27 protein-coding genes are annotated in these 24,386 nt (G+C 64.1%); 9 read left to right on the forward strand and 18 right to left on the reverse strand.

The genetic code is table 11. The features are described 5' to 3' along the window. Window positions 1–6: 6 nt before the first annotated feature. Entirely contained in the window at window positions 7–831 is an 825-nt protein-coding gene (locus AWB67_RS01690; RefSeq protein WP_087654482.1) for an SDR family NAD(P)-dependent oxidoreductase, read from the reverse strand. A gap of 172 nt (window positions 832–1,003) precedes the next feature. Between AWB67_RS01690 and AWB67_RS01695 the strand changes: the two genes are divergently transcribed. The 4 genes from AWB67_RS01695 (at window position 1,004) to AWB67_RS01710 (ending at window position 4,653) form a co-directional block, all read left to right on the forward strand. Continuing rightward, window positions 1,004–1,900 (forward strand): helix-turn-helix domain-containing protein, encoded by an 897-nt coding sequence (locus tag AWB67_RS01695; protein ID WP_087654483.1) that lies wholly within the window; start codon window positions 1,004–1,006, stop codon window positions 1,898–1,900. 168 nt (window positions 1,901–2,068) lie between these two features. Next, window positions 2,069–3,691, forward strand: coding sequence for an alpha,alpha-trehalase TreA (gene treA, locus AWB67_RS01700; protein WP_087654484.1), 1,623 nt, complete (start codon window positions 2,069–2,071; stop codon window positions 3,689–3,691). After that, window positions 3,688–3,987 carry a hypothetical protein gene (locus AWB67_RS01705; RefSeq protein ID WP_200822148.1) on the forward strand — a complete coding sequence of 100 codons (300 nt, stop codon included), beginning with the start codon at window positions 3,688–3,690 and terminating at the stop codon, window positions 3,985–3,987. The genes treA and AWB67_RS01705 overlap by 4 nt, the downstream gene beginning before the upstream one ends. Before the next feature lie 69 nt (window positions 3,988–4,056). After that, window positions 4,057–4,653: a J domain-containing protein gene (locus tag AWB67_RS01710; protein WP_087654485.1), complete on the forward strand. Its 597-nt coding sequence runs from the start codon at window positions 4,057–4,059 to the stop codon at window positions 4,651–4,653. A gap of 1 nt (window position 4,654) precedes the next feature. Here the strand turns inward: AWB67_RS01710 and AWB67_RS41685 are convergent, their stop codons facing one another. From AWB67_RS41685 to AWB67_RS01730, 4 genes are all read right to left on the reverse strand, one after another. Beyond that, a complete protein-coding gene (locus AWB67_RS41685) occupies window positions 4,655–4,906 on the reverse strand; it encodes a hypothetical protein (RefSeq protein ID WP_087654486.1) in 252 nt (83 codons plus the stop codon). A 277-nt stretch (window positions 4,907–5,183) separates the two neighbouring features. Further along, window positions 5,184–5,564, reverse strand: a complete 381-nt coding sequence (locus tag AWB67_RS01720; protein WP_087654487.1) for a VOC family protein — start codon at window positions 5,562–5,564, stop codon at window positions 5,184–5,186. A 10-nt stretch (window positions 5,565–5,574) separates the two neighbouring features. After that, window positions 5,575–5,904 carry a hypothetical protein gene (locus AWB67_RS01725; protein WP_087654488.1) on the reverse strand — a complete coding sequence of 110 codons (330 nt, stop codon included), beginning with the start codon at window positions 5,902–5,904 and terminating at the stop codon, window positions 5,575–5,577. 76 nt (window positions 5,905–5,980) lie between these two features. After that, window positions 5,981–6,460, reverse strand: coding sequence for an SRPBCC family protein (locus tag AWB67_RS01730; RefSeq protein ID WP_087654489.1), 480 nt, complete (start codon window positions 6,458–6,460; stop codon window positions 5,981–5,983). A gap of 261 nt (window positions 6,461–6,721) precedes the next feature. On the opposite strand from AWB67_RS01730, the gene AWB67_RS01735 reads away from it, so the two are divergent. After that, on the forward strand, window positions 6,722–7,015 hold the full coding sequence (locus AWB67_RS01735; protein ID WP_087654490.1) for a GYD domain-containing protein: 294 nt from the start codon (window positions 6,722–6,724) through the stop codon (window positions 7,013–7,015). A gap of 140 nt (window positions 7,016–7,155) precedes the next feature. On the opposite strand, the gene AWB67_RS01740 is transcribed toward AWB67_RS01735, so the two are convergent. The 4 genes from AWB67_RS01740 to AWB67_RS01755 all read right to left on the reverse strand — a co-directional run bounded on the left by AWB67_RS01740 (window position 7,156) and on the right by AWB67_RS01755 (window position 12,115). After that, on the reverse strand, window positions 7,156–8,406 hold the full coding sequence (locus AWB67_RS01740; protein WP_087654491.1) for a YbfB/YjiJ family MFS transporter: 1,251 nt from the start codon (window positions 8,404–8,406) through the stop codon (window positions 7,156–7,158). An 80-nt stretch (window positions 8,407–8,486) separates the two neighbouring features. Next, the gene (gene glyA / locus AWB67_RS01745; RefSeq protein WP_087654492.1) at window positions 8,487–9,746 is read right to left on the reverse strand and encodes a serine hydroxymethyltransferase; all 1,260 of its coding nucleotides are present in this window, start codon (window positions 9,744–9,746) and stop codon (window positions 8,487–8,489) included. A gap of 66 nt (window positions 9,747–9,812) precedes the next feature. Then, window positions 9,813–11,024, reverse strand: coding sequence for an aminopeptidase P family protein (locus AWB67_RS01750; RefSeq protein ID WP_087654493.1), 1,212 nt, complete (start codon window positions 11,022–11,024; stop codon window positions 9,813–9,815). Between the two features lie 125 nt (window positions 11,025–11,149). Then, window positions 11,150–12,115 (reverse strand): GlxA family transcriptional regulator, encoded by a 966-nt coding sequence (locus AWB67_RS01755; protein ID WP_374729792.1) that lies wholly within the window; start codon window positions 12,113–12,115, stop codon window positions 11,150–11,152. Window positions 12,116–12,246: 131 nt separating this feature from the next. Between AWB67_RS01755 and AWB67_RS01760 the strand changes: the two genes are divergently transcribed. Further along, entirely contained in the window at window positions 12,247–13,668 is a 1,422-nt protein-coding gene (locus AWB67_RS01760; RefSeq protein ID WP_087654495.1) for a DHA2 family efflux MFS transporter permease subunit, read from the forward strand. A gap of 13 nt (window positions 13,669–13,681) precedes the next feature. Here AWB67_RS01760 and AWB67_RS01765 read toward each other — a convergent pair whose 3' ends face one another. After that, window positions 13,682–13,942: a DUF4148 domain-containing protein gene (locus AWB67_RS01765; protein ID WP_087654496.1), complete on the reverse strand. Its 261-nt coding sequence runs from the start codon at window positions 13,940–13,942 to the stop codon at window positions 13,682–13,684. Window positions 13,943–14,100: 158 nt separating this feature from the next. Here AWB67_RS01765 and AWB67_RS01770 point away from each other — a divergent pair, with 158 nt between their 5' ends. Next, window positions 14,101–14,619 carry a transglycosylase SLT domain-containing protein gene (locus AWB67_RS01770; RefSeq protein ID WP_087654540.1) on the forward strand — a complete coding sequence of 173 codons (519 nt, stop codon included), beginning with the start codon at window positions 14,101–14,103 and terminating at the stop codon, window positions 14,617–14,619. 79 nt (window positions 14,620–14,698) lie between these two features. On the opposite strand, the gene AWB67_RS01775 is transcribed toward AWB67_RS01770, so the two are convergent. Next, window positions 14,699–15,073, reverse strand: a complete 375-nt coding sequence (locus AWB67_RS01775) for a hypothetical protein (protein ID WP_087654497.1) — start codon at window positions 15,071–15,073, stop codon at window positions 14,699–14,701. Window positions 15,074–15,186: 113 nt separating this feature from the next. Beyond that, entirely contained in the window at window positions 15,187–15,534 is a 348-nt protein-coding gene (locus AWB67_RS01780) for a hypothetical protein (RefSeq protein ID WP_087654498.1), read from the reverse strand. Between the two features lie 177 nt (window positions 15,535–15,711). On the opposite strand from AWB67_RS01780, the gene AWB67_RS01785 reads away from it, so the two are divergent. Further along, a complete protein-coding gene (locus AWB67_RS01785) occupies window positions 15,712–16,413 on the forward strand; it encodes a hypothetical protein (RefSeq protein ID WP_235025000.1) in 702 nt (233 codons plus the stop codon). A gap of 111 nt (window positions 16,414–16,524) precedes the next feature. Here the strand turns inward: AWB67_RS01785 and AWB67_RS01790 are convergent, their stop codons facing one another. Both AWB67_RS01790 and rarD read right to left on the reverse strand, forming a co-directional pair. Then, entirely contained in the window at window positions 16,525–18,615 is a 2,091-nt protein-coding gene (locus tag AWB67_RS01790; protein WP_087654500.1) for a response regulator, read from the reverse strand. A 200-nt stretch (window positions 18,616–18,815) separates the two neighbouring features. After that, window positions 18,816–19,799: an EamA family transporter RarD gene (rarD, locus tag AWB67_RS01795; protein ID WP_087654501.1), complete on the reverse strand. Its 984-nt coding sequence runs from the start codon at window positions 19,797–19,799 to the stop codon at window positions 18,816–18,818. A 229-nt stretch (window positions 19,800–20,028) separates the two neighbouring features. On the opposite strand from rarD, the gene egtD reads away from it, so the two are divergent. Beyond that, a complete protein-coding gene (gene egtD / locus AWB67_RS01800; RefSeq protein ID WP_087654502.1) occupies window positions 20,029–20,997 on the forward strand; it encodes an L-histidine N(alpha)-methyltransferase in 969 nt (322 codons plus the stop codon). 10 nt (window positions 20,998–21,007) lie between these two features. On the opposite strand, the gene AWB67_RS01805 is transcribed toward egtD, so the two are convergent. The 4 genes from AWB67_RS01805 to AWB67_RS01820 form a co-directional block, all read right to left on the reverse strand. After that, the gene (locus AWB67_RS01805; protein ID WP_087654503.1) at window positions 21,008–21,304 is read right to left on the reverse strand and encodes an acylphosphatase; all 297 of its coding nucleotides are present in this window, start codon (window positions 21,302–21,304) and stop codon (window positions 21,008–21,010) included. A 96-nt stretch (window positions 21,305–21,400) separates the two neighbouring features. Further along, window positions 21,401–22,540 carry a hybrid sensor histidine kinase/response regulator gene (locus tag AWB67_RS01810; RefSeq protein ID WP_087654504.1) on the reverse strand — a complete coding sequence of 380 codons (1,140 nt, stop codon included), beginning with the start codon at window positions 22,538–22,540 and terminating at the stop codon, window positions 21,401–21,403. Next, window positions 22,537–23,160 carry a chemotaxis protein CheB gene (locus AWB67_RS01815; RefSeq protein ID WP_087654505.1) on the reverse strand — a complete coding sequence of 208 codons (624 nt, stop codon included), beginning with the start codon at window positions 23,158–23,160 and terminating at the stop codon, window positions 22,537–22,539. The genes AWB67_RS01810 and AWB67_RS01815 overlap by 4 nt, the downstream gene beginning before the upstream one ends. A gap of 2 nt (window positions 23,161–23,162) precedes the next feature. Further along, on the reverse strand, window positions 23,163–24,032 hold the full coding sequence (locus AWB67_RS01820) for a CheR family methyltransferase (RefSeq protein WP_374729790.1): 870 nt from the start codon (window positions 24,030–24,032) through the stop codon (window positions 23,163–23,165). Between the last annotated feature and the right edge of the window lie 354 nt (window positions 24,033–24,386).

Below are 24,386 nucleotides of genomic sequence, written 5' to 3' on the forward strand. Positions count from 1 at the left end.
ATGGCCTCAGGCGGCCTTGGCGGGCGCTTCGAAACCGGGTCGCGGCACGAGGTCCATCAGCATGCTTTCGAGCCCGCCATCGACCACGATTTCAGCGCCGTTCACATACGCGGCACGCTCGCTTGCGAGGAACGCGGCGACGTTTGCGATATCGTCCGGGCGTCCGATGCGGCGGCTCGCCGTCATCGCGCTGCGGCGCGCTTCGACATCGCCTTGCGCGTAGAACGCCTGCGAGAGCGGCGTGCGGATCATGCCGGGGCACACCGTGTTGCTGCGCACGCCGCGCGGGCCCCATTCGGCGGCGATCTGGCGCGAGAGCATCGCGATGGCGGCCTTGCTCGGGCTGTACGCGCCGCTATAGGTTTGCGGATGGTGCGCGGCCACCGATGCCACGTGCACGATGCTGCCCGAGCCGCGCGCGAGCATGCCGCGCGCGAACGCCTGCGAGCAGAGCATGTAGCCGGTGAGATTGACGGCGAGCATCGCGTTCCAGGCATCGAGTCCGATGTCTTCGATGCCGCCCGCGCGCAGGAGGCCCGCGTTGTTGACGAGCACGTCGGCGGGGCCGAACTTGCGTTCCACTTGCGCGGCCGCTTGGTTGACGCTCGATGGATCGCTGATGTCGCAGACGATGGCGATCGCTTCAATGCCGCATATACGCAGCGCTTGAGCGGCGTCGTGGCAGCCGGCTTCATCGCGATCGAGCAGCGCGAGCCGCGCACCGGCTGCCGCAAACGTCTCGCCGATCGCCCGGCCGATACCGCCCGCCGCGCCCGTCACCACGCAAACGCGCGAATCGAGGCTGAGCCAATGAGTGTTGTCTTTAGTCATATGTCGTCTCCTTTGTCGATCCAGAGTTAGCGCTTTAGCGCTTGCTCTATTCCCATGCAACGCAGTTGCAACGTCCCTTTGATGTGAAGCCAGTCTATCGACGGAGCCACATGAAAAATTGGACAAAGACCGCAGACGACAGGACAATTCGTACGCGAGGAGGCGCGACGACATGAGGAAAATCCCTAACTACAGCCTGTATGGCGAGTCGGCGCGGCCGCCCTGGTACGACGCGTTCAACTTCGAGTGGATTCCCGAGCGCAGCCGTCCGAACGACTGGCACATCGACGCGCACCGCCACGACGCCCTCCTGCAATTTCTGTACATTCGCGGCGGCAGCGGGCAGGTGGTGATCGAGAACGCGAAGATCGCGATCGAGCCGCCCTGTATCGTGCTTTTGCCCGCGCAGACGGTGCATGGCTTCGTCTTTTCGCCCGACGTCGACGGCCTCGTGATCACGGCGGCGCAGCGTTCGCTCGAATCGATATCGAGCGTCGTTTCGCCCGGGCTGATTCCGGTATTGCAGCGCGCGGCGGTCATTCCTCTCACGGCGCAAGCTGTCGACGAGAGCGCGCTCATGTCGCTCTTCGGTTTGCTGGAGCGCGAATTCCGCACAAGCGATCGTGGTCACATGGCAGCCGGCATGTCTTTGCTGATTGCACTTTTCGTGCATGTCGCGCGCTTCAGCGAGCGCGCGGCCACGGCGCCCGCAGTCGCCACGACTGAGCGGCGCGGCGCGCAGATCAAGCGCTTTCGCGAACTCGTGGCCGCGCATTTCCGCGAGCATCGGCCGGTCGAGTTCTACGCGGAAAAACTCGGAACGACGGCCGCGCAACTCGGGCGCATCTGTCGCGAGGAACTGGCGAGTTCGCCGCTTGCGATCATCAACGAGCATCTCGTGCGCGAGGCGCAGCGCGACCTCGTGTATTCGGGCATGTCGATCAAGCAGATCGCGCACGGACTCGGCTTCTCCGACATCGCCTATTTCAGCCGCTACTTCCGCAAGCAGACCGGCGTCACGCCGACCGACTTCCAGACCGAGGCGCACAAGACGCTCGCACTCGAATAGGTGTTTTTGTGCGGCGCGGCAGCGCAGGACTCGTGCCCGAAGCGATGGTTGCGAAGGGCATCGCGCTCGTGCGAAGCTTGGCGCCGATGCCGCACAGAGCGCCCGATCGAGGCGTCGACGTGAGCGAGCCCAGTCCGGTTCATCAACCCCTTGCGAGGAAGAGAAGACATGGTCGTGTCGACGAAACATCGCGTGAATCTCCGTGCCGTTGCCCGCGCGCTCGGCGCACTGCTGCTCATAGGCGCCGCCACGAGCGCCGCCTACGCCGACATTCAGGTCGGCCAGACGTTGCCGCCGCCGCCGAGCGTGCTCTACAAGGATCTCTTCGTCGCCGTGCAGACGGGGCAGATCTACCCCGACCAGAAGACGTTCGTCGATGCGACCCCCGACGCCGAGCCCGCCGCCATCCTCCAGCTCTACGAGCAGCAGAAGAACAACCCGGGTTTCTCGCTCAAGAACTTCGTCGCGCGGTGGTTCACGCCCCCGGTCGATCAAGTCATCACGCCGCCGCCGAACCAGTCGCTGCGCGAGCACATCGACTGGCTCTGGCCGAAACTCACGCGCATGAGCATGAGCGTGCCGCCCAACAGCTCGCTGATCCCGATGCCGAAGCCCTACGTCGTGCCGGGCGGACGCTTTCGCGAGGGCTACTACTGGGACACGTATTTCACGATGCTGGGTCTGCAGGAAGCCGGCCGCGAAGATCTCGTCGACGACATGCTCGACAACTTCGCCTATCTGATCGATACCATCGGCCACATTCCGAACGGCAACCGCACGTACTACGTGAGCCGCTCGCAGCCGCCGTTCTTTTCCTACATGGTCGAACTCGCGGCGCAAAAGGAAGGCGGGCGCGTCTATCAGAAGTACCTGCCGCAGATGCGCCGCGAACACGCGTACTGGATGCAGGGCGCAGGCGCGCTCAAGCCCGGCGACGCCGTTCGCAATTCAGTGATGCTGCCGGACCGCACGGTGCTCAACCGCTACTGGGACGCATCGGACACGCCGCGCGACGAGTCGTATCTGGAAGACGTCAACACGGCGAAGCTCGTGCCGAATCGCGCGCCGAACGAGGTCTATCGCGACCTGCGCGCGGCGGCGGAAAGCGGCTGGGACTTCAGTTCGCGCTGGTTCGGCGACAACCAGACGCTCGCATCGATCCGCACGACGTCGATCATCCCCGTCGATCTGAACAGCCTCCTGTTCCACCTCGAAACGACGATCGCGCGCGGTTGCGGCGAGGCACGCGACTTCGGCTGCGTCGCCGAGTACATCGGACACGCGGCGAAGCGCGCCTATGGCATCAACAAGTATCTCTGGAACAAGAACGGCTACTACGGCGACTACGACTGGCAGCTCGGCAAGCCACGCGACAACTTATCGGCGGCGGCGCTCTATCCGCTCTTCGCGAATGCGGCGTGGCCGGAACGCGCGCATCGGACGGCGCGCACGATCGAGGCGCAGTTGCTCAAGCCTGGCGGCCTCGCGACTACCACGTTCAACACGACGCAGCAGTGGGACGCGCCGAACGGCTGGGCGCCGCTGCACTGGATCGCGGTCGAGGGGCTCAAGCGCTATGGCCGCGCCGAACTCGCGCAGCCGATCGGCACGCGCTTTCTCGCCGACGTGAAAAACGTCTACGCGAAACAGCAGAAGCTCGTCGAGAAGTACATCGTGGAAGGCACGGGGACGGGCGGCGGAGGCGGCGGCGAATATCCGCTGCAGGACGGCTTCGGCTGGACCAACGGCGTGACGCTCAAATTCCTCGACCTTTACGGCGGCGGCGAGTGAGCAGCGACGATCGTCTCGACCGCGCATCGAGGCGCGCCGTGCGGCGCCTCGCGTGGCACTTCGCGCAGCGTCACTGGGGGCTGCATTTGCCGGCTGTCGTGTGGATCATGCTTGTGTTCGTTCATACGCGCTATGGCGTGCTGCCCGACCGGCGCGAATATCTCGCCGTCACGGTCGTGCTGTTCGTGATCGCGGTCGTCAATATCCGGCTGCATATCCGGCGACAGCTTCCCGCGGCGCGCGCTGTGTTCGATCGGCTCGGTATCGACGGCGTGCGGCGCATGACCGGCCGCTAGGGCTGTCGCGGAACTGCATTTTTCGCGTGTTACGATGACCCGCGATGTCAACACGGGTCCCACGCAACGATGGCAACGCTATACGAAACGCTGGGCGTGCACGAGCACGCCACCGACGAAGAAATCAAACGCGCCTACCGCAAGGCCGCGATGCGGTCTCATCCGGACCGCAACGTCGGCCGCGAAGACAGCGCGCGCGCCGCGTTCCTGGAGATCAAGGAGGCGTACGCGATCCTCTCCGACCCGGCGCAGCGCCACGTCTACGATTCGATCTTCGCCGAAGAGATGCGTCGCTTCGAAGAGCGCAGGCAGCAGGAAGCTGCCGAGGAAGCGGAGCGTGAAGCGGCGGTTCGCGCGGCGGCGGAGGCGGAATATGCGCAACGTGTCGCGCTCGCGATGCGTTTTGCGACGCAAGAATACAACCGCGATGTAGTTTTCGGGGTGCTGCTCGGGCAGCAATGCGATGCGCTGACCGCCGGCCAGATCGCCGACAGCGCGATCGCACTGCACACGTCACGGCAAGCGGAACTCGCGAGGGATGCGGAAGTGGAGGAAAAGAAGGAGGAGCCTCTTGCGTCGAAAGAAGCGGCTGAAACTTCCGCTTCTCCGCACGGGCATCATCTGGGCGCGTTGTGGTTTCAGTTCCTCAACGGCCTGAAATTCTAAATCAGGCAGCCAGCCTTTCGACGCGTATCTTCGCGCGGTCCGTCGCAGGCGGGAACACACACCAATAGCCGTCGTCGTGACGAAAGAAGAAAAGCGCTCGACGACCATCCGGTTGCGACGTCTCGACGCGCACATAACGCCTGTGCCCCGAGCGCGTACGGCTGAATTCGGTGACGTGGACCCGTGCGGCCGATCCAGGTGACAGCCATTTCTCAACCTGGTATCGAAGGGACCGCTCGCTCGTGCTTTTCATTTCGACTCTCCATCTCGCCGGTTCTGCGGTATGGCGGAGAACAGCGCTCCGCCGATCGGAACCGCCTACCGCGACGCATCACACTCTTCAGAAAGCACTTTAACTTTACGCCCTGATCGAACTTGCTGTGTGCGCTTTGGCGAAATAGCAACAGTTGGTTCAGGCGTGCTTCAAGGATGGATGCGGTCGCGTTTCGGGTCTGTGCGGCATCGGTCATATGAATCGCGATCAATGCCTTGCTACCCGTACAGGAGAATAAGCGAAACTCGCGCCGGAGTTATGCGTCGTCAGAAATTGGATGCGCGAAGCTGAGTTCGTGTCCGTCGGGATCGGTGACGTGGAAGTAGCGCTCGCGCCACGGCGCATCGCGCGGGGCGAACTCGGGCGTGATGCCGGCCGCCAGCATGTTGCGATACAGCGCGTCCACGTCTGACACGTAGATGATCACGCGCCCCCACCACGCAATGGGACCGCGCGTCTCCGCGATGATGTTGAGAAATGACCCGCCAACCGCGAACGACGTGAACGCCTCATGCGCACCGCCGTGCAGCAGCCTGAAGCCGAGCGTCTGGTAGAAGCGCACCGCGCGCTGCATGTCGCGGGTGGCGAGCGTGATCGCGCTCAGGCTTTCGAAGCTCGGTTCGGTCAGCGGGTTCATCGCTTGGGTGTCAGCCGTGGTGGTGGTGCGCCGACACGAGCGGCAGCACGGAAAGATCCGGATGCGTCCCGTCGATGATGCTTCGCCCGACGTGCCGCGCGTCGTCGATGGCATCAGCGGCGGTCTTGAACTCGTCGTCGCCGTCGGCGTGGAAGTGGACGGCTTCGCCGGGGGCGTGCGCGTTCGCGCCGTGCCGGCAGACATGCCCGATGTACACGAAGCGCTCGCTCGTGCGCGGCGGCGCGTGCTCGGGCGCCGTCTTGATCTGCGGCAGCACGTGGATTTCGAAGCCTTCGTATTCAAACACGTGCCATTGAGACTCTGCGGGTTCGCCGGGCATGGCCGCCTCCTTTTTCGTGATGTGAGGATCGAACGCGTGTGAGTCAACGTTACTCCACTTGCTGCCGCGAAGCCATCTACCGCTGCTCGATCGAAACGAGCCGCGCGTTCAGGCGTCGCGCGAGCGCGAGACCGCCTTCGTGCATGATCGCATCGTGATTCCAGCGAAAGAGCGGACGCGCGAGCGGCGCGAGGAGGTTCATCCACCAACGTCGCGTGCGAACGTGCCAGTCGTAGCGGACCTGCGTGCCGTTTTCGAGCGGCGTGAAGTGCCAGCAGCCGATGCCTTCGACCATGCCGCTCGCCTCGCCTTCGAGCGTGGTCATCGGCTCAACGCGGGTGACGCGCATGTCGAGCACGACGCGGTACGGCAGCACGCCCTTCCACACGTAGCGATGCACGGCGCCGATGCCATCGCGATCGCCTTTGCTCAGTTCCACGGTGCGCTCGACGTTCTTCCACCATTCGGGCCACGTTCTTGCATCGTGGATGGCGTCCCAGACGCGGTCCAATGGCGCGTCGACGCACCAGATGGTGGAGAAGCGGTATTCGGTCATGGTCGGCACGATTCGCTCCCTGGGTTCGCGAGCGCATCGTGCGCGCAAATCACGATGCGCCCCGCCGATGCGCTTCCTATACTTTAAGTCGCCATGTCATCGAGGGCGCCCGTTTGGCGTCTCATCGCGTAGCCCCCGAGTTTCATTCGTACGACGCAAGCCAGGACTTGCGCGAGCGCGTCGACGTGGCGAATGCAGTGCAGTCCGGCCCGTGCATCACGCGATGTTGCACGGATCAAGGTTTGTCAGGAGGAGGGCAGCATGGCTACGTATATCGAGCTGGTCAACTGGACCGATCAGGGTGCGCGCACCGCGAAGGACACGATCAAGCGCGCGAAGGCGTTCGCGGAAACCGCGCAGTCGATGGGTATTACCGTTTCGAGCTTGAAGTGGACGCTCGGCGCGTATGACCTCGTGATCACCGTCGATGCACCCGATGATGAGACCGTCACGCGCATGGGGCTCATGCTCGCGCAGCAGGGCAATGTGCGCACGGTGACGATGCGGGCGTTCGGGGAGGAGGAGATGGCGCGGATTTTAGGGGGATTGGGGTGAGGTGAAGGACTTCGCCGGGTGGGGGTTTTAGGGGCTTTAACCGTACGATGCGCTAAAGCTTCTGGGAACTTGTTTTCCCGGCGGTTTAGTTTAGTAGCGTTGCCCCGGTTCGGCGCGGTCGCGGTTTTCTCGCTGTCGCTTTAGGAGGCTTCCGTACCGCTGTTCGATGCGCCCAGGCTTAAACCTTTCTGCACCCCCGCCAGCCCCGCCCCCACCGCGAGCAAAATCGACGAATACAGAAGCCCCCGCGCGAGTCCGGCGCCATCGGAGATATACCCGATGACCATCGGCCCGACGATCTGCCCGAACGCGAACACGATCGTAAAAGCGCTGATCCCTTGAGCCCACCGCGCGGGAGGAAAGTTGTGCCGCACAAAAGCCGTCGTCGATGCCACCGCCGACAAAAACGTCGCCCCGAACAGCGCTCCGGATAAAAACGCAACCGTTGTCGACGCAAACACCACCGGCATCACCGTCGCGAACGCGAGCAGTCCGTTGAGCACAGCAAGCGCCTGTCCGCCGCGCATGCGGTTCAGCAGCCCCGACCAGAGCCGCGCCGAGACCACCGTCGCGAGTCCGAGCAGAACATAGAACGCCGTCACGACCGAAGCGCTCATCCCTCCGTTGCGCAAGAGCGCGATGATGAACGTCATGTAGCCGATATACCCGACGCCAAAGAAGAAGTACCCGCCGAGCGCAAAGGCGAAGCGCGGCCACGTCGGAGCATCCACCGCACCGGCTCGCGCGGGTTCTGCACTCGCCTGCATCTGCGCGCCACCACGTTCGATCCGCCGCGCAGCGACAATCGCTGCCACCGAAAGCACCGCACACGCCGCAGCCAGCGCAAGCCACGCCCACTGCCACCCGTGCACGCCGCCACCAATGCTGAACGGCACGAGCAATGCCGACACGACGATGCCCCACCCCGCGCCGCCGTAGTACAAGCCGAGCACGAGCCCGGCATCGCGCGGATGCGAGGAAGCCAGCCGCGCCGCCAGCACGCCTCCGCCGATGAAGATGAACGCGCTGCTGACCCCGGTCGCGACGCGCTGTGCAAGCAGCGCAGCGGTATCGGAGATCATGCCGCTCACCGCCATCACGAGCGCAGTCACCACGCACCCCGCGACGAAACACGTTCCCGCCGGCCAGCGTCGCGCGCACAGAGGAAACACGAGCGCGCCGAGCAGATACCCGAACGCGTTCGCCGTATTCATCGCGCCCGCCTGGGCGAAGGTCCAGCCGAGATCGGCCTTCATCGAGGGAAGCAGCAACGCGTACGCGAAGCGCGTAAGCCCGAGCGCGATCGCGCTGCCTAGAGATAGACTCGCCGCGAGCGTGAGCGTCTGCGCGCGGGTAAGCGATGGTGTCCCCGTTCCTGTGTCGTCCGTCATCGTTTTTATTGAGCGCCGGTGGCGCTCCGCCGCGTCGCGCAGCGGAGCATCGGCGTATGGTATCGCGAGCCTTCGCGACCTTAAACCCCCGCGTACACCGGATACCGCGCACACAGCCTCGACACCTCCTCCCGCACGCGCGCCTGCACATGCTCGTTGCCGATATCGTCGAGCACGTCGCAGATGAGCTTTGCCGTGAGCGATGCGTCGGCCTCTGTGAAGCCGCGCGTCGTGATCGCCGGCGTGCCGATGCGAATGCCGCTCGTCACGAACGGCGACTGCGGATCGTTCGGCACCGTGTTCTTGTTGACCGTGATGTGTGACCGGCCGAGCGCGGCATCCGCGTCCTTGCCCGTGATGCCACGCGCGACGAGACTCACGAGGAACAGATGATCGTCCGTGCCGCCCGATACCACGTCGTATTCGCGCTCGATGAACACCTTTACCATCGCGCGCGCGTTCGCGAGGGTCGCCTTCTGGTAATCGACGAACTCTGCGCCAAGCGCCTCCTTGAACGCGACGGCCTTCGCCGCGATCACGTGCATCAACGGTCCGCCTTGCGTGCCGGGGAAGACCATCGCGTTGAGCTTCTTCTCGATGTCTTCCTTCGACCGGGCGAGAATCAACCCGCCGCGCGGTCCGCGCAAAGTCTTGTGCGTGGTCGTCGTGACGACGTCGGCGAACGGCACCGGGTTCGGATACAGCCCTGCCGCGACGAGACCCGCGACATGCGCCATATCGACGAACAAATACGCGCCGACGCTATCCGCAATCGCCCGAAAGCGCGCGAAGTCGAGCACGCGCGAATACGCCGAGAAGCCCGCGACGATCATCTTCGGCTTGTGTTCGAGCGCGAGCCGCGCGAGATCGTCGTAGTCGATCAGCCCGCTCGCCGTATCGACGCCATATTGCACCGCGCGATACAGCTTGCCGGAAAACGACACCTTTGCGCCGTGCGTCAAGTGCCCGCCGTGCGCGAGGCTCATGCCGAGGATCGTGTCGCCGGGCGCGAGCAGCGCCATGTAGACCGCCGCGTTCGCCTGCGATCCGCTGTGCGGCTGGACGTTCGCGTAATCGGCGGCGAAGAGGCGCTTCGCTCGCGCGATCGCGAGCGATTCGACCACGTCCACATGCTCGCAGCCGCCGTAATAGCGCTTGCCCGGATAGCCTTCCGCGTACTTGTTGGTCAGCACCGAGCCCTGCGCTTCGAGCACGCGCGGACTCGCGTAATTCTCGGACGCGATCAGCTCGATGTGGTCCTCCTGTCGATGCCGCTCCTGACGCATCGCATCGGCCAGTTCGGGATCGAAGCCCGCGATGGTTTGTGCCGCTGAAAACATGGATTCTCCTGCGTGTGTTTCGTCTTGCGACCTACGCGGCCGCAAGACTGGTTCGTTCGAGAAGCGTCAGGCCGCGATGATGTTTTTCTCAGGACCGTAAGGGAAGCCCGTGATGTTGGTCGCGTCCTTCTTGCCGATCACGAGAATATCGTGTTCGCGATAGCCGCCCGCACCGGGCAGCCCTTGCGGCAGCATGATCATCGGTTCCATCGAAACGACCATGTTCTCTTCCAGCACCGTATCGATGTCCTCGCGCAGTTCGAGCCCCGCCTCGCGGCCGTAGTAGTGCGAGAGCACGCCAAACGAATGGCCGTAGCCGAACGTGCGGTATTTCAGCAGGCCGTACTCGGCGTAGATCTTGTTCAGCTCGTGCGCGATATCGCTGCAGCGCGCGCCCGGCTTGATCAGCTTAAGCCCCGCCTCGTGCACCTCGACGTTGATCTTCCACAGGCGCAGATGCTCATCGGAACAATGATCGAAGAACATCGTGCGTTCGAGCGCCGTGTAGTAGCCCGCGATCATCGAGAAGCAGTTCAGGCTCAGGATGTCGCCCTCTTGCACCTTGCGCGTGGTGACGGGGTTGTGCGCGCCGTCGGTGTTGATGCCGGACTGGAACCACGTCCATGTGTCCATCAGTTCCGAATGCGGATAGCGGCGAGCGATCTCGCGCACCATCGCCTGCGTGGAGGCCAGCGCGACTTCGTGTTCGGGCACGCCTGCATGCACCGCAGCCGCAAGCGCTGCGCCGCCCACGTCGCACACCGCCGCGCCATTTTTGATGACCTCGATCTCTTCCGCTGACTTGATCATGCGCATGCGCATCGTCTGGGCGCTGATATCGACGAACTCGGCATCGGGTAACGCGGCTTTCAACTTCGCGAGCACGTCGACCGGCATCTGGTCGAACTCGACGCCCACGCGTCCTTTGTTCTCGATCTCGCCCTGCACAGCGCGAAAGAAGTTGTCGCGCTGCCAGTCGGTGTAGACGACGTTGTAGTCGCCGACCGTGCGCCGCCACGGCTGCCCGCCATCGATATTCGCGCTGATCGACACCACCTTCTTCTGCGTCACGACGACTCCGTACTTGCGCCCGAACGAGCAGTACAGGAAGTCCGTGTAGTAGTTGATGTTGTGATAGGACGTGAACAGCACGGCGTCGACGTTCTCACGCGCCATCAGATCACGCAGCTTCGCCTGACGGTTAGCGTATTCGGCATCCGAGAACGTGTGCTGCACTTTTTCGCCGTTCTCGATGCGGATCAGGTTTTCCAGTTTCATTCGCTCGCTCCTTGTTGGAAAGTGATTTCACTGGAGCCATGGTAGGAGTTCGGCGAATCCGAACATTTCCGGATTCGACGCCGTCCTTTGCGAATTCGTCGGCGAGGGTTTTTACCGAGGAGCGCCTAAAGCGCGTTTTGATAGCGCCGGCGGTCGGCGCTCGGGGAAATCTGGAACTGCGCCTTATAGCGCGTGGCGAAGTGCGTCGTCGATGCAAAGCCGGTGCGCGCGCACACCTCTTCGAGCGGCTTCGACGTCCGATACAGCAACTGCCGCGCGCGCAGCAATCGAATTTCGATGTATGCCTGCGCGGGCGTCTTGCCGAGCCGCTCCTGGAACCAGCGTTCGAGCTGCCGTTGCGATACCTCAAGATACGCGGCGATCTCGGCCACCGACAGCGCCTCTTCGACATTGCTCTCCATGTACTGCAGCGCTTCCTCGAGCTTCGCGTGCTCGGCGCCCATGTACTGGCGCAGCGACGTGCGCTGCCGCTGCTCGTGGCTGCGCCTTTCCGCGACGAGCAATTCGAGCACACGCGCCGCCAGCGACCGGCTGCCGGGCGGGGCGCCGAGCAGGTGCACCATCAGGTCGAGCGGCGCGATGCCGCCGCTGCACGTATAGCGGTCGCGATCGACTTCGTATAAACGGTTCGAGACCGTCAGGCGCGGAAACTGCTCGACGAGGGCGTCCTGATCTTCCCAGTGGATCGTGCACCGATAGCCGTTCAAGAGCCCCGCGCGCGCGAGAAAGTAGCTGCCCGTATCGAGTCCGCCGAGCGCCACGCCGTGTCGCGCCTGCAAGCGCAGCCAGTCGAGCACCGCGCCGATGCCCTTCTTCGGAATCGGATTCGGACCCACGACGAAGACCGCATCGTATGCGCCGCCATCGGCCATCGCGGTATCGGGCACGACGCGGATGCCGTCGCTCGAACGCGTGACTTCGTGATCGACGCCGATCAGCTCGTACTCGTACACCTTGCGTCCGACGATCATGTTCGCGATGCGCAACGGATCGACCGCCGCTGCGAGCGCGATCAGCGAGAAGTCGTTGACCAGCAGGAAGCCGTAGCGCGTCACGCGCAGGTCGTGCATGCCATCGGTCGTCGGCGGGGTGTCGGGCGCTCGCGGCATGGCGGGACGTGTCGTGTCGTTCAGGCAAAAAGGTTCAGGCATTCTAGTACGGCTCGCTTTAGACTGGCCGTCTTCCCGGAAAGACCAGACGCGTGAAAACCCAAGGAAACTTTCGCCTCACCGCCGCCGTCGTCGCGAGCGCGCTCTTCATGCAGAACATGGACGGCACGATCGTCGCGACGGCCATCCCGTCGATGGCACGCGATCTCGGCGTCGATCCCGTACATCTGAGCAGCGCGATCACCGCGTACCTCGTCGCGCTGACGGTGTTCATCCCGGCGAGCGGCTGGGTCGCCGACCGCTTCGGCGCGCGACGCGTCTTCATGTGGGCGATCGCCACGTTTACGGTCGCATCGATCGCGTGCGCGGCATCGACGAGCCTCGCGACGCTGATCGCCGCGCGCATCGTGCAGGGCCTCGGCGGCGCGATGATGGTGCCCGTCGGACGGCTGATCCTCTTTCGCGGCGTGCGGCGCGAGGAGCTGGTCCAAGCGACGACCTGGCTCACGATGCCCGCGCTGATCGGCCCATTGCTAGGCCCGCCGCTCGGCGGCTTCCTGACCGACGCGCTCTCGTGGCGCGCGATCTTCTGGGTGAACGTGCCGGTCGGCATCGTCGGGATGCTGCTGACGTGGCGCCTGCTGCCGCCCTCGGAGCCCGAGCCCGCGACGCCGCCCGACGTGCACGGCATGCTGCTCGTCGGCGTGTCGCTGAGTCTCTTCATGATCGGCATCGAAAGCGGCGGACGCGGCGTGCTGCCCGATGGCCTGCCGTGGATGAGCGTCGCGTGCGGCGCACTGCTCTTCTGGCTCGCGGTGCGGCATTGCCAGCGCGTGGAGAACCCGGCCGTCGACTTTTCGCTGCTCGCGATTCCTACCTTCCATGCCGCGACGATCGCGGGCAGCCTGTTTCGCGCGGGCGCCGGGGCGCTGCCGTTTCTCGTGCCGCTGACCTTGCAGGCGGGCTTCGGCTACAGCGCGACGTCGAGCGGCCTCATCACGTTCGCGAGCGCGCTCGGCTCGTTCTGCATGCGGCCGATGACATCGCTCGCGCTGCGCCACTTCTCCGTGCGCGCGGTGTTGTGCGCGGGGAGCGTGTCGTTCGCGGTGGTGCTCGCGGTCTGCTCGACGATGTCGCAGGCGTGGCCCGCCGCCGCGATCTTCCTGCTGCTACTTCTGGGCGGCCTCAGCCGCTCGCTCTCCTTCGCAACGATGGGCGCGCTCGCCTTCGCCGACGTACCGCGCCCGAGACTCGCCGCCGCGACGTCGTTTCAGGGCACGGCGCAGCAGTTGATGAAGGCGGTCGGCGTGACGGTCGCGGCGGGAACGATCCAAGTCACGATGCTGCTATCCGGCAACGCGCACGCGGAACGCTGGCAACTGGCCTGCGGGTTCCTCGTGACCGCCGCCGTCGTGCTCGGCTCGTGGCCGATGTTCGCCCGCCTCTCGCCGGAAGCGGGAGCGGGCATCTCGGCCTCGGGACGCAAGGCCGCGAGTCAGACCGAAGCGCGCTAGTTACATCGCTGCTTTATTTCGATGCCGCAGGCGCGCTCGCGCCGCCTTGCGCTTTCTTCTCGGCTGCCTGGACGTCGTTCGGATATTGCGGATCGGACGCCTTGGGCTTATAGCCGTTCTGTTCGAGGTTCTTCAAGTCGGCTTTGGTTTCGGCGCGCGTCGTGGTGCTGCCGTTCGACGGCGTGCCGGCCGTTTGCGCCTGAGCGCTGACAGCGCTCGCGGCGAGCAAGGCAGCCATCGACAAACGGACTGTAGCGAGGCGGATCTTCGACATGGTTATTCTCCATGGATGTGTGGTGAATCACATCGAGCATCGCGCATACCCGTTGTCCGCTTACTTCAACTTATCGCGACGATTCGCGGCAAACTCATGATTTGCAAGGAATTTTTATTGTCTGTACAATGCGGTTTCTGCCAAAACCGCTCACCGACATGCGCCGAATCCTCCTTCTGCCGCTTCTTTCGCTCGCCCTGACGCAGGGCGCGGGCGCGCAGGAGGCCGCGCAAGCCGCTCCGGCGGACGAGCAAACCGGCCATCAGATCTCGCGCGTCATCTCGCAGAAGTTCGGCGTCGCGCGCGAAAAGGCCGAGCAGATTTCCGCGGCGGTGATGTCGTCGGCATCGAAATATTCTTTGCCTCCCGCGCTGCTCCTCGCGATCATTTCCATCGAATCGCGCTTCAAGGAAAGGGCCAAGGGCGCGAACGGCGCGACTGGCCTGATGCAGGTCGTGCCGGCCGCGCACAAGCAGCTCGTACGCAACGTCGATTTGACGGACCCGGAGGCGAACATCGAAACGGGTTCGGCGATCCTGCACGGCTATCTCAAGTCTGCGCAGGGCGATGTCGACGTCGCGCTGAAGAACTACGGCGGATCGTCGGCTTATGCGGAGAAAGTCAGCCTGCGCGCGAAGGGCTTCGAACCGATTGCGCCTTCCAGCGACGGTAAGTAGGCGCCGCAGGCCCAAAAAAAGCGCGCCCGGATCGAACGATCCGGGCGCGCCCGTTTCAAGCCTCGAAAACTTCAAGCGTCTAATAAGCCTTCTTCATGCCGCTGCCGGAGCTTGTGCCCGAGTCATTCGGCGCTTTCCGCTGCATCGTCCCTTGCGACGAATCGTTGTTCATGTCATTGGACATGCCGCTCTTGCCCGAACCCATCCCGGCCGATCCATCGGGTGCGCCGCCCATGCCCTGGTTCTTACCGGTGCCTTGGTTCAAGCCGCCGCCCGAGTTCATGCCGCCGCCCTGACCCATGCCCGCGGCCGGCGCTGCCGTGCTGCCCGAATTTCCGCCGCCGGCCCCACCCATGCCCGCTCCACCGCCCCCGCCGCCCGCCTGCGCATACGCGCCGCCGGACAGGCCCAACACCATCGCTGTAATCAGAATGTTCTTCGTGGTCGCTTTCATTGCAGTCTCCATCAGAGTGTGCCGATCGCGCGTGGCAACCAAGCCGTCGCAACGCCCGTATCGACAAGATCGCAATCAGCGTGCCGCGTCGCCACTCTCAGAGGTAGACGCGATCACCAGCCCGGCGCGTAGCCCGGTTGCGGCGCAGGACCACAAGCTACGTACGCGCGACGATAGTTATCGAAGCAATATCCCGGCGGCGGCGGCGCGGGTTGCGCATACACCGGCTGCGCATACGCGGGCGCGGCATAGACGGGCTGCGCATAGACAGGCGCCGGTTCGGCATACACAGGCGCCGAGTTCGCCACCGATCCGACGAGCGCTCCCAGCACCGCGCCGCCGATGAGCGCGCCCACGATCGCGCCGCCGTCGCTTCCCCCGCCGCCGTGGCCGTGCGCGGACGCTTGTCCTGCCATCGCCAGACTGCCGGCTATCACCACCACAAGTGCTGCGCGTTTCATGAGTTTCTCCAGATCCCGATCGAATCGTCGGGACATGGAGCGGATGTTAAGCGGCTCGCGAAGAAATATCTGCTGCAGTTGGTAACGGCACATTTCAGCGGAAACATTTGGACGTTCGGCACGAATGCCGCTTAGTCGCCGGCGCGCTTTAAAGCATTAAGCCGCGCCGATAAATCTTTGCCATCCAAACTATTCCTAAAGTACTCATCGCATTGCAGCAAACACGGTACTTATGACGCGCTAAAACACGGTAAGCCCTTTCACTCCCAAGAGGGTTTCATTTGGTCGCGACTGGTTACTGTTTGTCACCAGATAAGAGTCAACGCTTGTCATCCACGCAGCGTTGTTACGGGCAGCACTGACCAATGCAGTGCACTTTCAAAGGAGTCTATAACCATGAAGAAAATCGTCGCCGCTCTCGCATCCGCAATGCTCGTTACCACGGTATTCGCTCAAACAGCCGCGCCTGCGACGGAAGCCACCAAGGCTCAGTTGAAGGCGAACAGCGAAAGTCAGGAAGCACAAGCCACGGCCAACAAGAAGAAGGCCGAGGCACACAGCGACGCCGTCAAGGCACAGGCGTCGGCGAATGAAGACAAGGCATCGGCACAGTCCGACGCAGACAAGAAAGCTGCAAAGGTAGCGAAGGCGACCACGCCTGCGGAAGCATCCGACGCTCGCGGCGATGCTGCCAAAGCGCAAACCAAGGCGAACAAGAAGAAGCACGATGCTCAGGTCAAGGCCGACAAGAAGAAGCACGATGCCGCCGAAGATGCCAACGTAGCGCAAGCGAAGGCCGACAAGCAAAAAGTCGAGGCTCAGAACGATGCTAACAAGACGGCCGCCGATGCGAAGATCGACGCTGCAAAGAAGCAATAAAGCAAGCGTCACGCGCATCGCGCACATCGATTTCTGATGTGCGCTTGTAGGGCGAGCCTTCGGACTCGCCCTTTTTGCTTTAGCGTCTGCCTAAAGCGGCTTTAAGCGTCTTTAGTCTTTGGCAAATACCGCTTTCTCTAAAGAATCGAGATCGAATGGCTTGGGCAACAACGCGACGTTAGCCATATCGGCATCGATTTCAGATGCGATGTTCAACCCGTAGCCCGACGCGAAAACCACACGCAACTCAGGCCGCAAGCGCTTGGCCTCGCGCGCCAGTTCGATGCCGGACATGCCGGGCATCCGCACGTCGGTGAGGAGGACGTCGAACGCGTGGGTGTCGAAGAGCGCGAGCGCGGCCTTCCCGTGATCCGCCGCCGACACCTCCGCGCCGAGCAGTTGCAGCAGCTCGCGCGTGGCATCGCGCGTGTTCACGTCGTCTTCCACGATCAGCACGCGCAGCGCCTTTGCCTCTTGCATCTCGGCGCGCGGCGCTTTCTTGTCGCGGAACATCGCGCGGATCTTGCGCGCGAGCGCATCCCGCCGATACGGCTTGCTGATCAGCACGAGCCCTGGATCGAGCCGTCCCTTGTGCACGATCACGTCCTCGGTATAGCCCGACGTGAAGAGCACTTCGATCGACGGAATCATCTCCTTCGCGCGCCGCGCCAGTTCGACGCTGCGCACCGGCCCCGGCATCACGACGTCGGTAAAGAGCATGTCGATGTGCGCACCGCTGTCCAGCACGATCAACGCGCTTTGTGCATCGGAGGTCTGTAACACGCGATAGCCAAGCTGCGCCAGCATCTCGACGACGGTCGCGCGCACGTCCGGATCGTCCTCGACGACGAGAATCGTCTCGTCGCCGCCGGTCACGGGCTCGCTCGCCGTATCGATGCATGGCGCCTCTTCGTCCAGCGTGCGCGGCAGGTGCAGCGTGACCGTCGTGCCGCGTTCGATCTCGCTTTGCAGGCTGATCGCGCCTCCCGTCTGCCGCAGGAAACCGTACGCCATGCTCAGGCCGAGACCGGTGCCGCGCCCGTCGGACTTGGTCGTGAAGAAAGGTTCGAACGCGCGATCGAGTACGGCGGGGGTCATGCCGTAGCCAGTGTCCGACACGGTGATTCGCACGTATTCGCCGCCCGCGACGAGTTCGTCGTCGCGCGAGTAATCGGTGGTGAGCAGCGTGTTCGCGGCTTCGATGGTCAGCCGTCCGGCGCTGTCCATCGCTTCACGCGCGTTGACCACGAGATTGACAAGCACGCTCTGCAGGTGATGCCGGTCGACGAGCGTGTTCCAAAGCCCTTCGGCGATCACGAGGTCGAGTTCGATCGTCCCGCCTAGCGTGCGCTTCAACGCATCGGCGCTCGCATTGAGGAGCTTGCCGACATCGATGGCGACGGGTTCCAGCGGCTGCCGGCGCGCGAACGCGAGCAATTGCGACGACAGCATCGCGCCACGCTCGACGGCTTCATGCGCGCTCTCGAGACGCCGCAGCAGCGTTTCGTCGTCGTGGGCGTGTTGCGAGGCGAGTTGCAGGTTGCCGCCGATCACTTGCAGCACGTTGTTGAAGTCGTGCGCGACGCCGCCCGTCAGCTTGCCGATCGCCTCCATCTTCTCCGACTGCGCGAGCGCCGCCTGCGCGCCGCCGTGCGTCGCGCGCTCCTGCCGCGCGGCATCGAGCGAGCGCTCGGCGAGCACGCGCGGCGTGATGTCACGCGACACCGACACCATCCACTCGACGCCATCGGCCGCATCCTGCACCGGCGACACCGTCACTTCCCAGTGCCTGACCGTGCCGCGCGCGGTCGGACAGGCCGCTTCGAAATGCGCGTGCTGGCCCGCGAGCGCGGCATCGACGGCATGCGTCGCCCGCTCGCGCGCCTCCTCCGGCCAGAGCGAAATCCACGACTTGCCGCGCATCGGCGTGAAGTCGTCGATTTCCCTCAGTTCGACGCCGTGGGCATTGATGAAGTCGACCGTGCCGTCGTGCCTCAGCACTTCGATACAGTCGGTGCTGCCGTCGAGGAGACTGCGGAAGAACGCGTCAAAAGCAGGATGCGGCGCGGGAAGGCGAGCGTCGGCCGGGGAAAGGCGGGTCACGACGCCTTCGTCCAGAGGCAGCGCGGGCAGTGGAAAATCGAGCGAGTCCGCGTCGTCGAGACGCGCCATCGCGGGTTCGGGAGTGGACGAGTCGGTCATTCAATCGGCAAAAGCAAGGTGAGACGGCATGCGGCGCACGACTATTACGATCACGCGCGGCGGACGTGACCGTTGGTTCAAGCAATCATCGCGCCAGGTGCGTCAAACGCCCGCCCAGCGGGGCTGACGCGTTCGCGTGAGTCGCCGAGCACGATCGATGCAGGAAAAAGGCGGAAGCGGAATGTAAAAACGCGCTGTCCTTAATCCACCTTCTCGACTTGCTCCACACCGCTCTCGTGTTCGGCGCTTGCGTGCTGTTCCGTCATCGGCAACACGCGTCGCTCCGCGCGCTCAAGCCGTTCGCGCTTGACGAGCCGCACGCTATGCACGGCCGTCAGCGCGACGGAGATCCAGATCGGCACATAGGTGCCGATCTGCTGCATCGAAAACGGCTCGCCGAGCAGCAGCACCGCGACGCCCACCAGCAACACCGGCTCCACGTACCCGAGGATGCCGAAGAGCGCGAGCGGCAGATAACGGCTCGACCGCAAATACGAGCCGAGCGCGATCGTGCTCAACGTGCCGAGTCCGGGCAGCAGCAGCCACAGCACCGGCCGCGCCTCGACGACCGCGAGCGAATCGCGCATGACGAGCATCGCGAGCGCGAACGGCGCGATCAGCATCATCTCGACGGCGAACGACACGAGCGGATCGGCGTTCAAGCGCCTGCGCAGCATGAAATACGGCGGATAGCCGAGCGCGACGACGAGCGTCGGCCACGAAAACGCGCGCGTCACGAGAAGTTCATGCAGAACGCCGACAGTAGCGAACGCAACGCCCGCCCACTGCAACCCGTCGAGTGGCTCGCGATAGTGAAAGCGGCCGATCAGCACCATCACGAGCGGCAGCAGGAAATACCCAAGGGACACGTCGAGCGCACGGCCATGCAGCGGCGCCCAGAGGAAGATCCACAACTGCACGCCGAGCAGCGCCGCCGCGACGGCGAACCCGGCGAGCACGCGCGGCGTTCGGGCAAGCTTGGCGAGAAGCGCGCATAGTTGCGGCCAGCGGCTTCGCCACGCGACGAGCGCGACAGCGCCGGGCAAGGTCCAGACGATGCGCCACGCGAAGATGTCGAGGCCGTCGAGCGGCGTGAGCCAGGTCGTGTAGCCCGACATCAGGGCGAATAGCGCGGAAGCGGCCACCGACAGGGCGATGCCGCGCCCGAGGACGTGTTGATTCATGGCGCGTTGCAGGGCCGGAAGGTGGTCGGAGGGTGCATCATTTTAAACGTTCTCTTCATTCGGCCCTTTGCGTCGTGCCCGCTTCTTGCTTCATCGCTTGTCTTTTGCTGCCTGCAGCAACGGCAGATAGCGCTTCACGCAAAAGCGCTTGCGTCTGAACACCCAACCTCGTCGCGCCGCACGCTGTGTCCCGCCGGCCGAATAAAAACGCTGCCCCGATGGAGACGTCATGACCCAGCCCGCACTCTCTCCCCGTTTCGCCAACGCCTTTGCTGAAGCCGTTCACGCCGGTCTGTCGCATCGCCCGCAGAAGGAACTGCCGTCGATGTATCTGTACGACGAAGTGGGCTCCGCGCTCTTCGAAGTGATCACCGCGCTGCCCGAATACGGCGTCACGCGCGCCGAGGAACGCGTGCTGACGGCGCACGCCGCTGACATCGTCGCAGCGTTGCCAAAACATGTACAGGTCGCCGAACTCGGCAGCGGCAGCGGACGCAAGACGCGCCGGATCCTCGAAGCGCTTTGTAAAAAGCAGCCCACCGATTACTACCCGATTGAAATTTCGCGCACCGCCTTGCAGTTGTGCCGCCGCGAACTCGGCGACATCGAGCGGATTTCGATCGTCGGCTACGAACGCGATTATCTGGCCGGTCTCGCCGAAGTGAGCGCGAAGCGGCGCGACGGCGAAGTGCTGCTCGTACTCTTTCTCGGCAGCACGATCGGCAATTTCTCGCGCCTCGCGGCGACGAAATTCCTGCAGTCGATCCGCGGCATGCTCAAGCCCGGCGACGCGCTCCTGCTCGGCACTGACCTGCTGAAGCCGCTGCCGACACTGATCGCCGCTTACGACGACGCGATCGGCGTCACGGCCGCGTTCAATCTGAATCTGCTCGCGCGGATCAATCGCGAACTGGGCGGCGACTTCCCGATCGACGCGTTCGAACACGTCGCGCGCTTCAATCCGGACGCGCGCAGCATCGAGATGCATTTGCGCGCGAAACGCCCGTTGACAGTAACCGTGCGCGCGACGGATTTGCGCGTGGAGTTCAGGGAAGGCGAGACGATCTGGACGGAGAGCAGCCACAAGTACGCGGCGGAAGAAGTCGCGCCGATTGCCGCCGATGCGGGCTTCGGCTGCGCGCATCAATGGCGCGATGACGCCTGGGGATTCGCGGAGAGCCTGCTGGTCGCGCGATGAAGCGGTAGGCTCAGTGCTGCTCGAAGCGCTCGAAGCGCTTGTCGAGGAAGCGCTCCTCGCTGAAAAAATCGGTGACGCGGGCGTGCGGCGGCCCCCGCCGCAGCCATTCGAGCATCCGGTCGACCTGATTTGCCGCGCCCTGCACCATTACTTCGACCGAACCGTCGTCGATATTCGCGACCCAGCCGCGCACGCCCAGCTCATGCGCGCGCCTGACCGTGTAATGCCGGAATCCGACGCCCTGCACGACACCTCGCACGCGCACGTAATACGTTTCGATTTTTTCATCCAGATCGGGGCCGGGCATCTTGCTTCTCCTGAGTCGTTGCTTGATCGCGTTCAGCGCGCATTCTAGTCAAGGTCGGCGATCCGCGCGCAACGGCCCCGCTTTCAACTGAAGCTTTCAACTGAGTCGAAACGGCTGCGCCGGCTCCGCGCGTCCCGGTCGCGGTCGCAACGCGCGCGGCAGCCGGACTTCGAAGGTCGTGCCGGCCTCGACCGTCGAGCGCACCTGCACGTTGCCGCCGTGCATCTGCGCGATCTCGTGCGTGATGTAGAGGCCGAGGCCCAGCCCGCCCGATTCCTGCGGCGGCCGTCCCGAGCGATATGGCGCGAAGATCGTCGGCAGCACGTCGGGCGGGATTTCGCCTGCGTTCTGTACGCAGATCGCGACTTCGTCGGCGGAGGCGCCGTCGAGCCGCACCTGGATGGCCGAGCCTTCGCGGCCGTGCTGCAACGCGTTGCCGATCAGGTTCGACAGTACCTGCGAGAGCAGATCGCCATCGCCTTGCAGGACCGTATCGCCGTCGCGGAAGATGAAGATGCGCCCCTTGCCGACGCGCGCCTCGTATTCATCGACGATATTGCGCGCGAGCGTCATCATTTCCACCGAACGCGGCTGTAACGTCACGCGCCCGCCGCGCAGCCGCGCGAGGTTCAGCAACTGATCGACCATGCGCACCATGCGCATGCCGCTCGACTTGATCCGCGTACCGATATTCGCGACGTTCTCGTCCTGCACGAAACGCGACAGATATTCCGCCGACGCGATTACCGCCGAAAGCGGCGTGCGCAGGTCGTGGCCGAGCACGGCCATCAGCATTTCGTTGGCATCGAGCAGTTGCTGCACGGTCGCGAGTTGCGTCGCGAGCTGCTGCTTCTGGCGCTCGATCTGGATGAAGACATCGACCTTCGAATTGAGGATGCGCGAATCGAACGGCTTATACAGAAAGTCCACCGCGCCCGCTTCGTAGCCGCGAAACGTGCGGCCGGTGTCCTGCGCGGTCGCCGTCAGGAAGATGATCGGCACGTGCGCCGTGCGCGGGCTGCCGCGCATGAGTTCAGCGAGTTCGAAGCCGTCCATGCCAGGCATGTTCACGTCGAGAATCGCGAGCGCCACTTCGTGCTTCAGCAGCAGCTCGAGCGCGGCCGGTCCCGATTCGGCCTTCAGCACCGACAAATCCGGCCGTGCCAGCGACGCTTCCAGCGCGGTGATGTTGTTCCGGATGTCGTCGACGATCAGAACATGAATGGGTTGCGTCATCTGTTGGCTCCAATTCGCTTGCGTCCGATGCCGGCGGCGAAGCGCGCCGCCATGTCATCGAGCGTCAGTATTTCGTGTGCCGCGCCGTTCGCGATGGCGCCGCGCGGCATCGCGGTGGCGCCCGCCGTCGCGGGGTCCTGCACCCAGCAGTGGCCGCCCGCCTCGCGGATCGCGAGCGCACCGCGCGCGCCGTCGTCGTTCGCACCCGAGAGCACGACGCCAAGCAGCCTCTCGCGATACGCGAGCGCCGCCGATTCAAACAGCACGTCCACCGACGGCCGCGAAAAGCGCACCGGCGGATCGATCGACAGCGCGATCGACCGGTCGGGCTCGACCAGCATGTGATAGCCGGGCGGCGCCAGGTGGATCGTGCCGGGCGTGATCTCGTCCTTGTCGTTCGGCTCGACGACGGGCAGCCGGCAGCGCGCGCCGAAGAGTTCCGGCAGGAGGCTCGGCACGTCCGGGCGCATGTGGACGACGATCAGCACGGCCGCGCCGAAGTCGTCGGGCAGTTCGGGCAGCAGCCGGTTGAGCGCCTCGATGCCGCCCGCCGACGCGCCGATCACGACCGCCTCGATCGAGGCAGCATCAAAGTCAGGTGTTTCAGGCGCGGTGCTCATTGCTACACCTTCTGGTAGAGACGTTCGCGGGCGTTGAATTCCGTGAAGCTGCCCGCGTGTTTCGAAAAGCGCAGGCTTTCCTTGCTGCCAAGACCGAGAAAGCCGCGCCGCACGAGCGAATCGCTGAAGAGGCCGAGCGCGCGGTCTTGCAGGGCGCGATCGAAATAGATCAGCACGTTGCGGCACGAGACGAGGTGCGCTTCGAGGAAGACGCTGTCGGTGGCTAGGCTGTGGTCGGCGAACACGACGCGCGACTTTAGCGTCTGCGAGAACTTCGCCGCGCCGTAGGCTGCGTGATAGTAGTCCGAGAGCGAGCGCTTGCCGCCTGCCGCGAGGTAGTTCTGGCTGAAGCTCGCCATGCGTTCGAGGGAATAGATGCCGTTTTGGGCCTGGCGCAGGGCGTCGGCGTTGATGTCAGTCGCGTAGAGGACGGTGCGGTCGGCGATCTTTTCCTCGGCGAAGAGGACCGCCAGCGACCAGAGTTCCTCGCCGCTGCTGCAGCCCGCGATCCAGACTTTGATCGACGGATACGTCTGCAGGATCGGCACGACCTGTTCGCGGATCGCGCGGAAGTACTGCGGGTCGCGGAACATTTCGCTCACTTGGACGGTGAGGTACTGGAACAGGCGCGCGAAGAGGGCCGGGTCGCGGAGGATGCGCTCTTGTAGCTGCGAGAGCGTCGGGATCGACAGGTCCGAGAGGGCTTGCGTCAGGCGGCGCCGCAGCGAGCTTACCGAATAGTGGCGGAAATCGTGCTGGTAACGCAGGTAAATCGCCTCCAGCACGAGCTTCAACTCGATATCGAAGGTGAGGGATTCGCTGGCGCTCAAGGGCGTGGGCGTAGGCGTAGGCGTAGGCGTAGGGGCTACCATAGGGGGCGTTATTCGCTGGCGCTGGGGGCGAGTTGGTTTGGGTTACACCGTTCGACGGTTTGACGCTGGCGCGTTAGGGCTTGAATTCATTTGATGCGCTTGGGCCTCTATGGAACTTGTATTGGTGTCGGTCTATTTGCTCTGCCCCTGTCCGGGGCGGGACTCACTTTCTTTGCTGCTGCAAAGAAAGTAAGCAAAGAAAGCAGCTTCCAACCGCTAGTACAAACGAACCCTCACTCGCGTAAAAGCGGATTGGCGCTGGAGAGTAAGTGTCGCCCTCACGGCGGAACTGGGCTTGGCTCGCGGACCCACTGTGGCAACGCGCACTTGCTCTGAGTGGTATGCGCTCCGTTT

The organism is Caballeronia terrestris (assembly GCF_001544515.1).
Lineage (GTDB): Bacteria > Pseudomonadota > Gammaproteobacteria > Burkholderiales > Burkholderiaceae > Caballeronia > Caballeronia terrestris.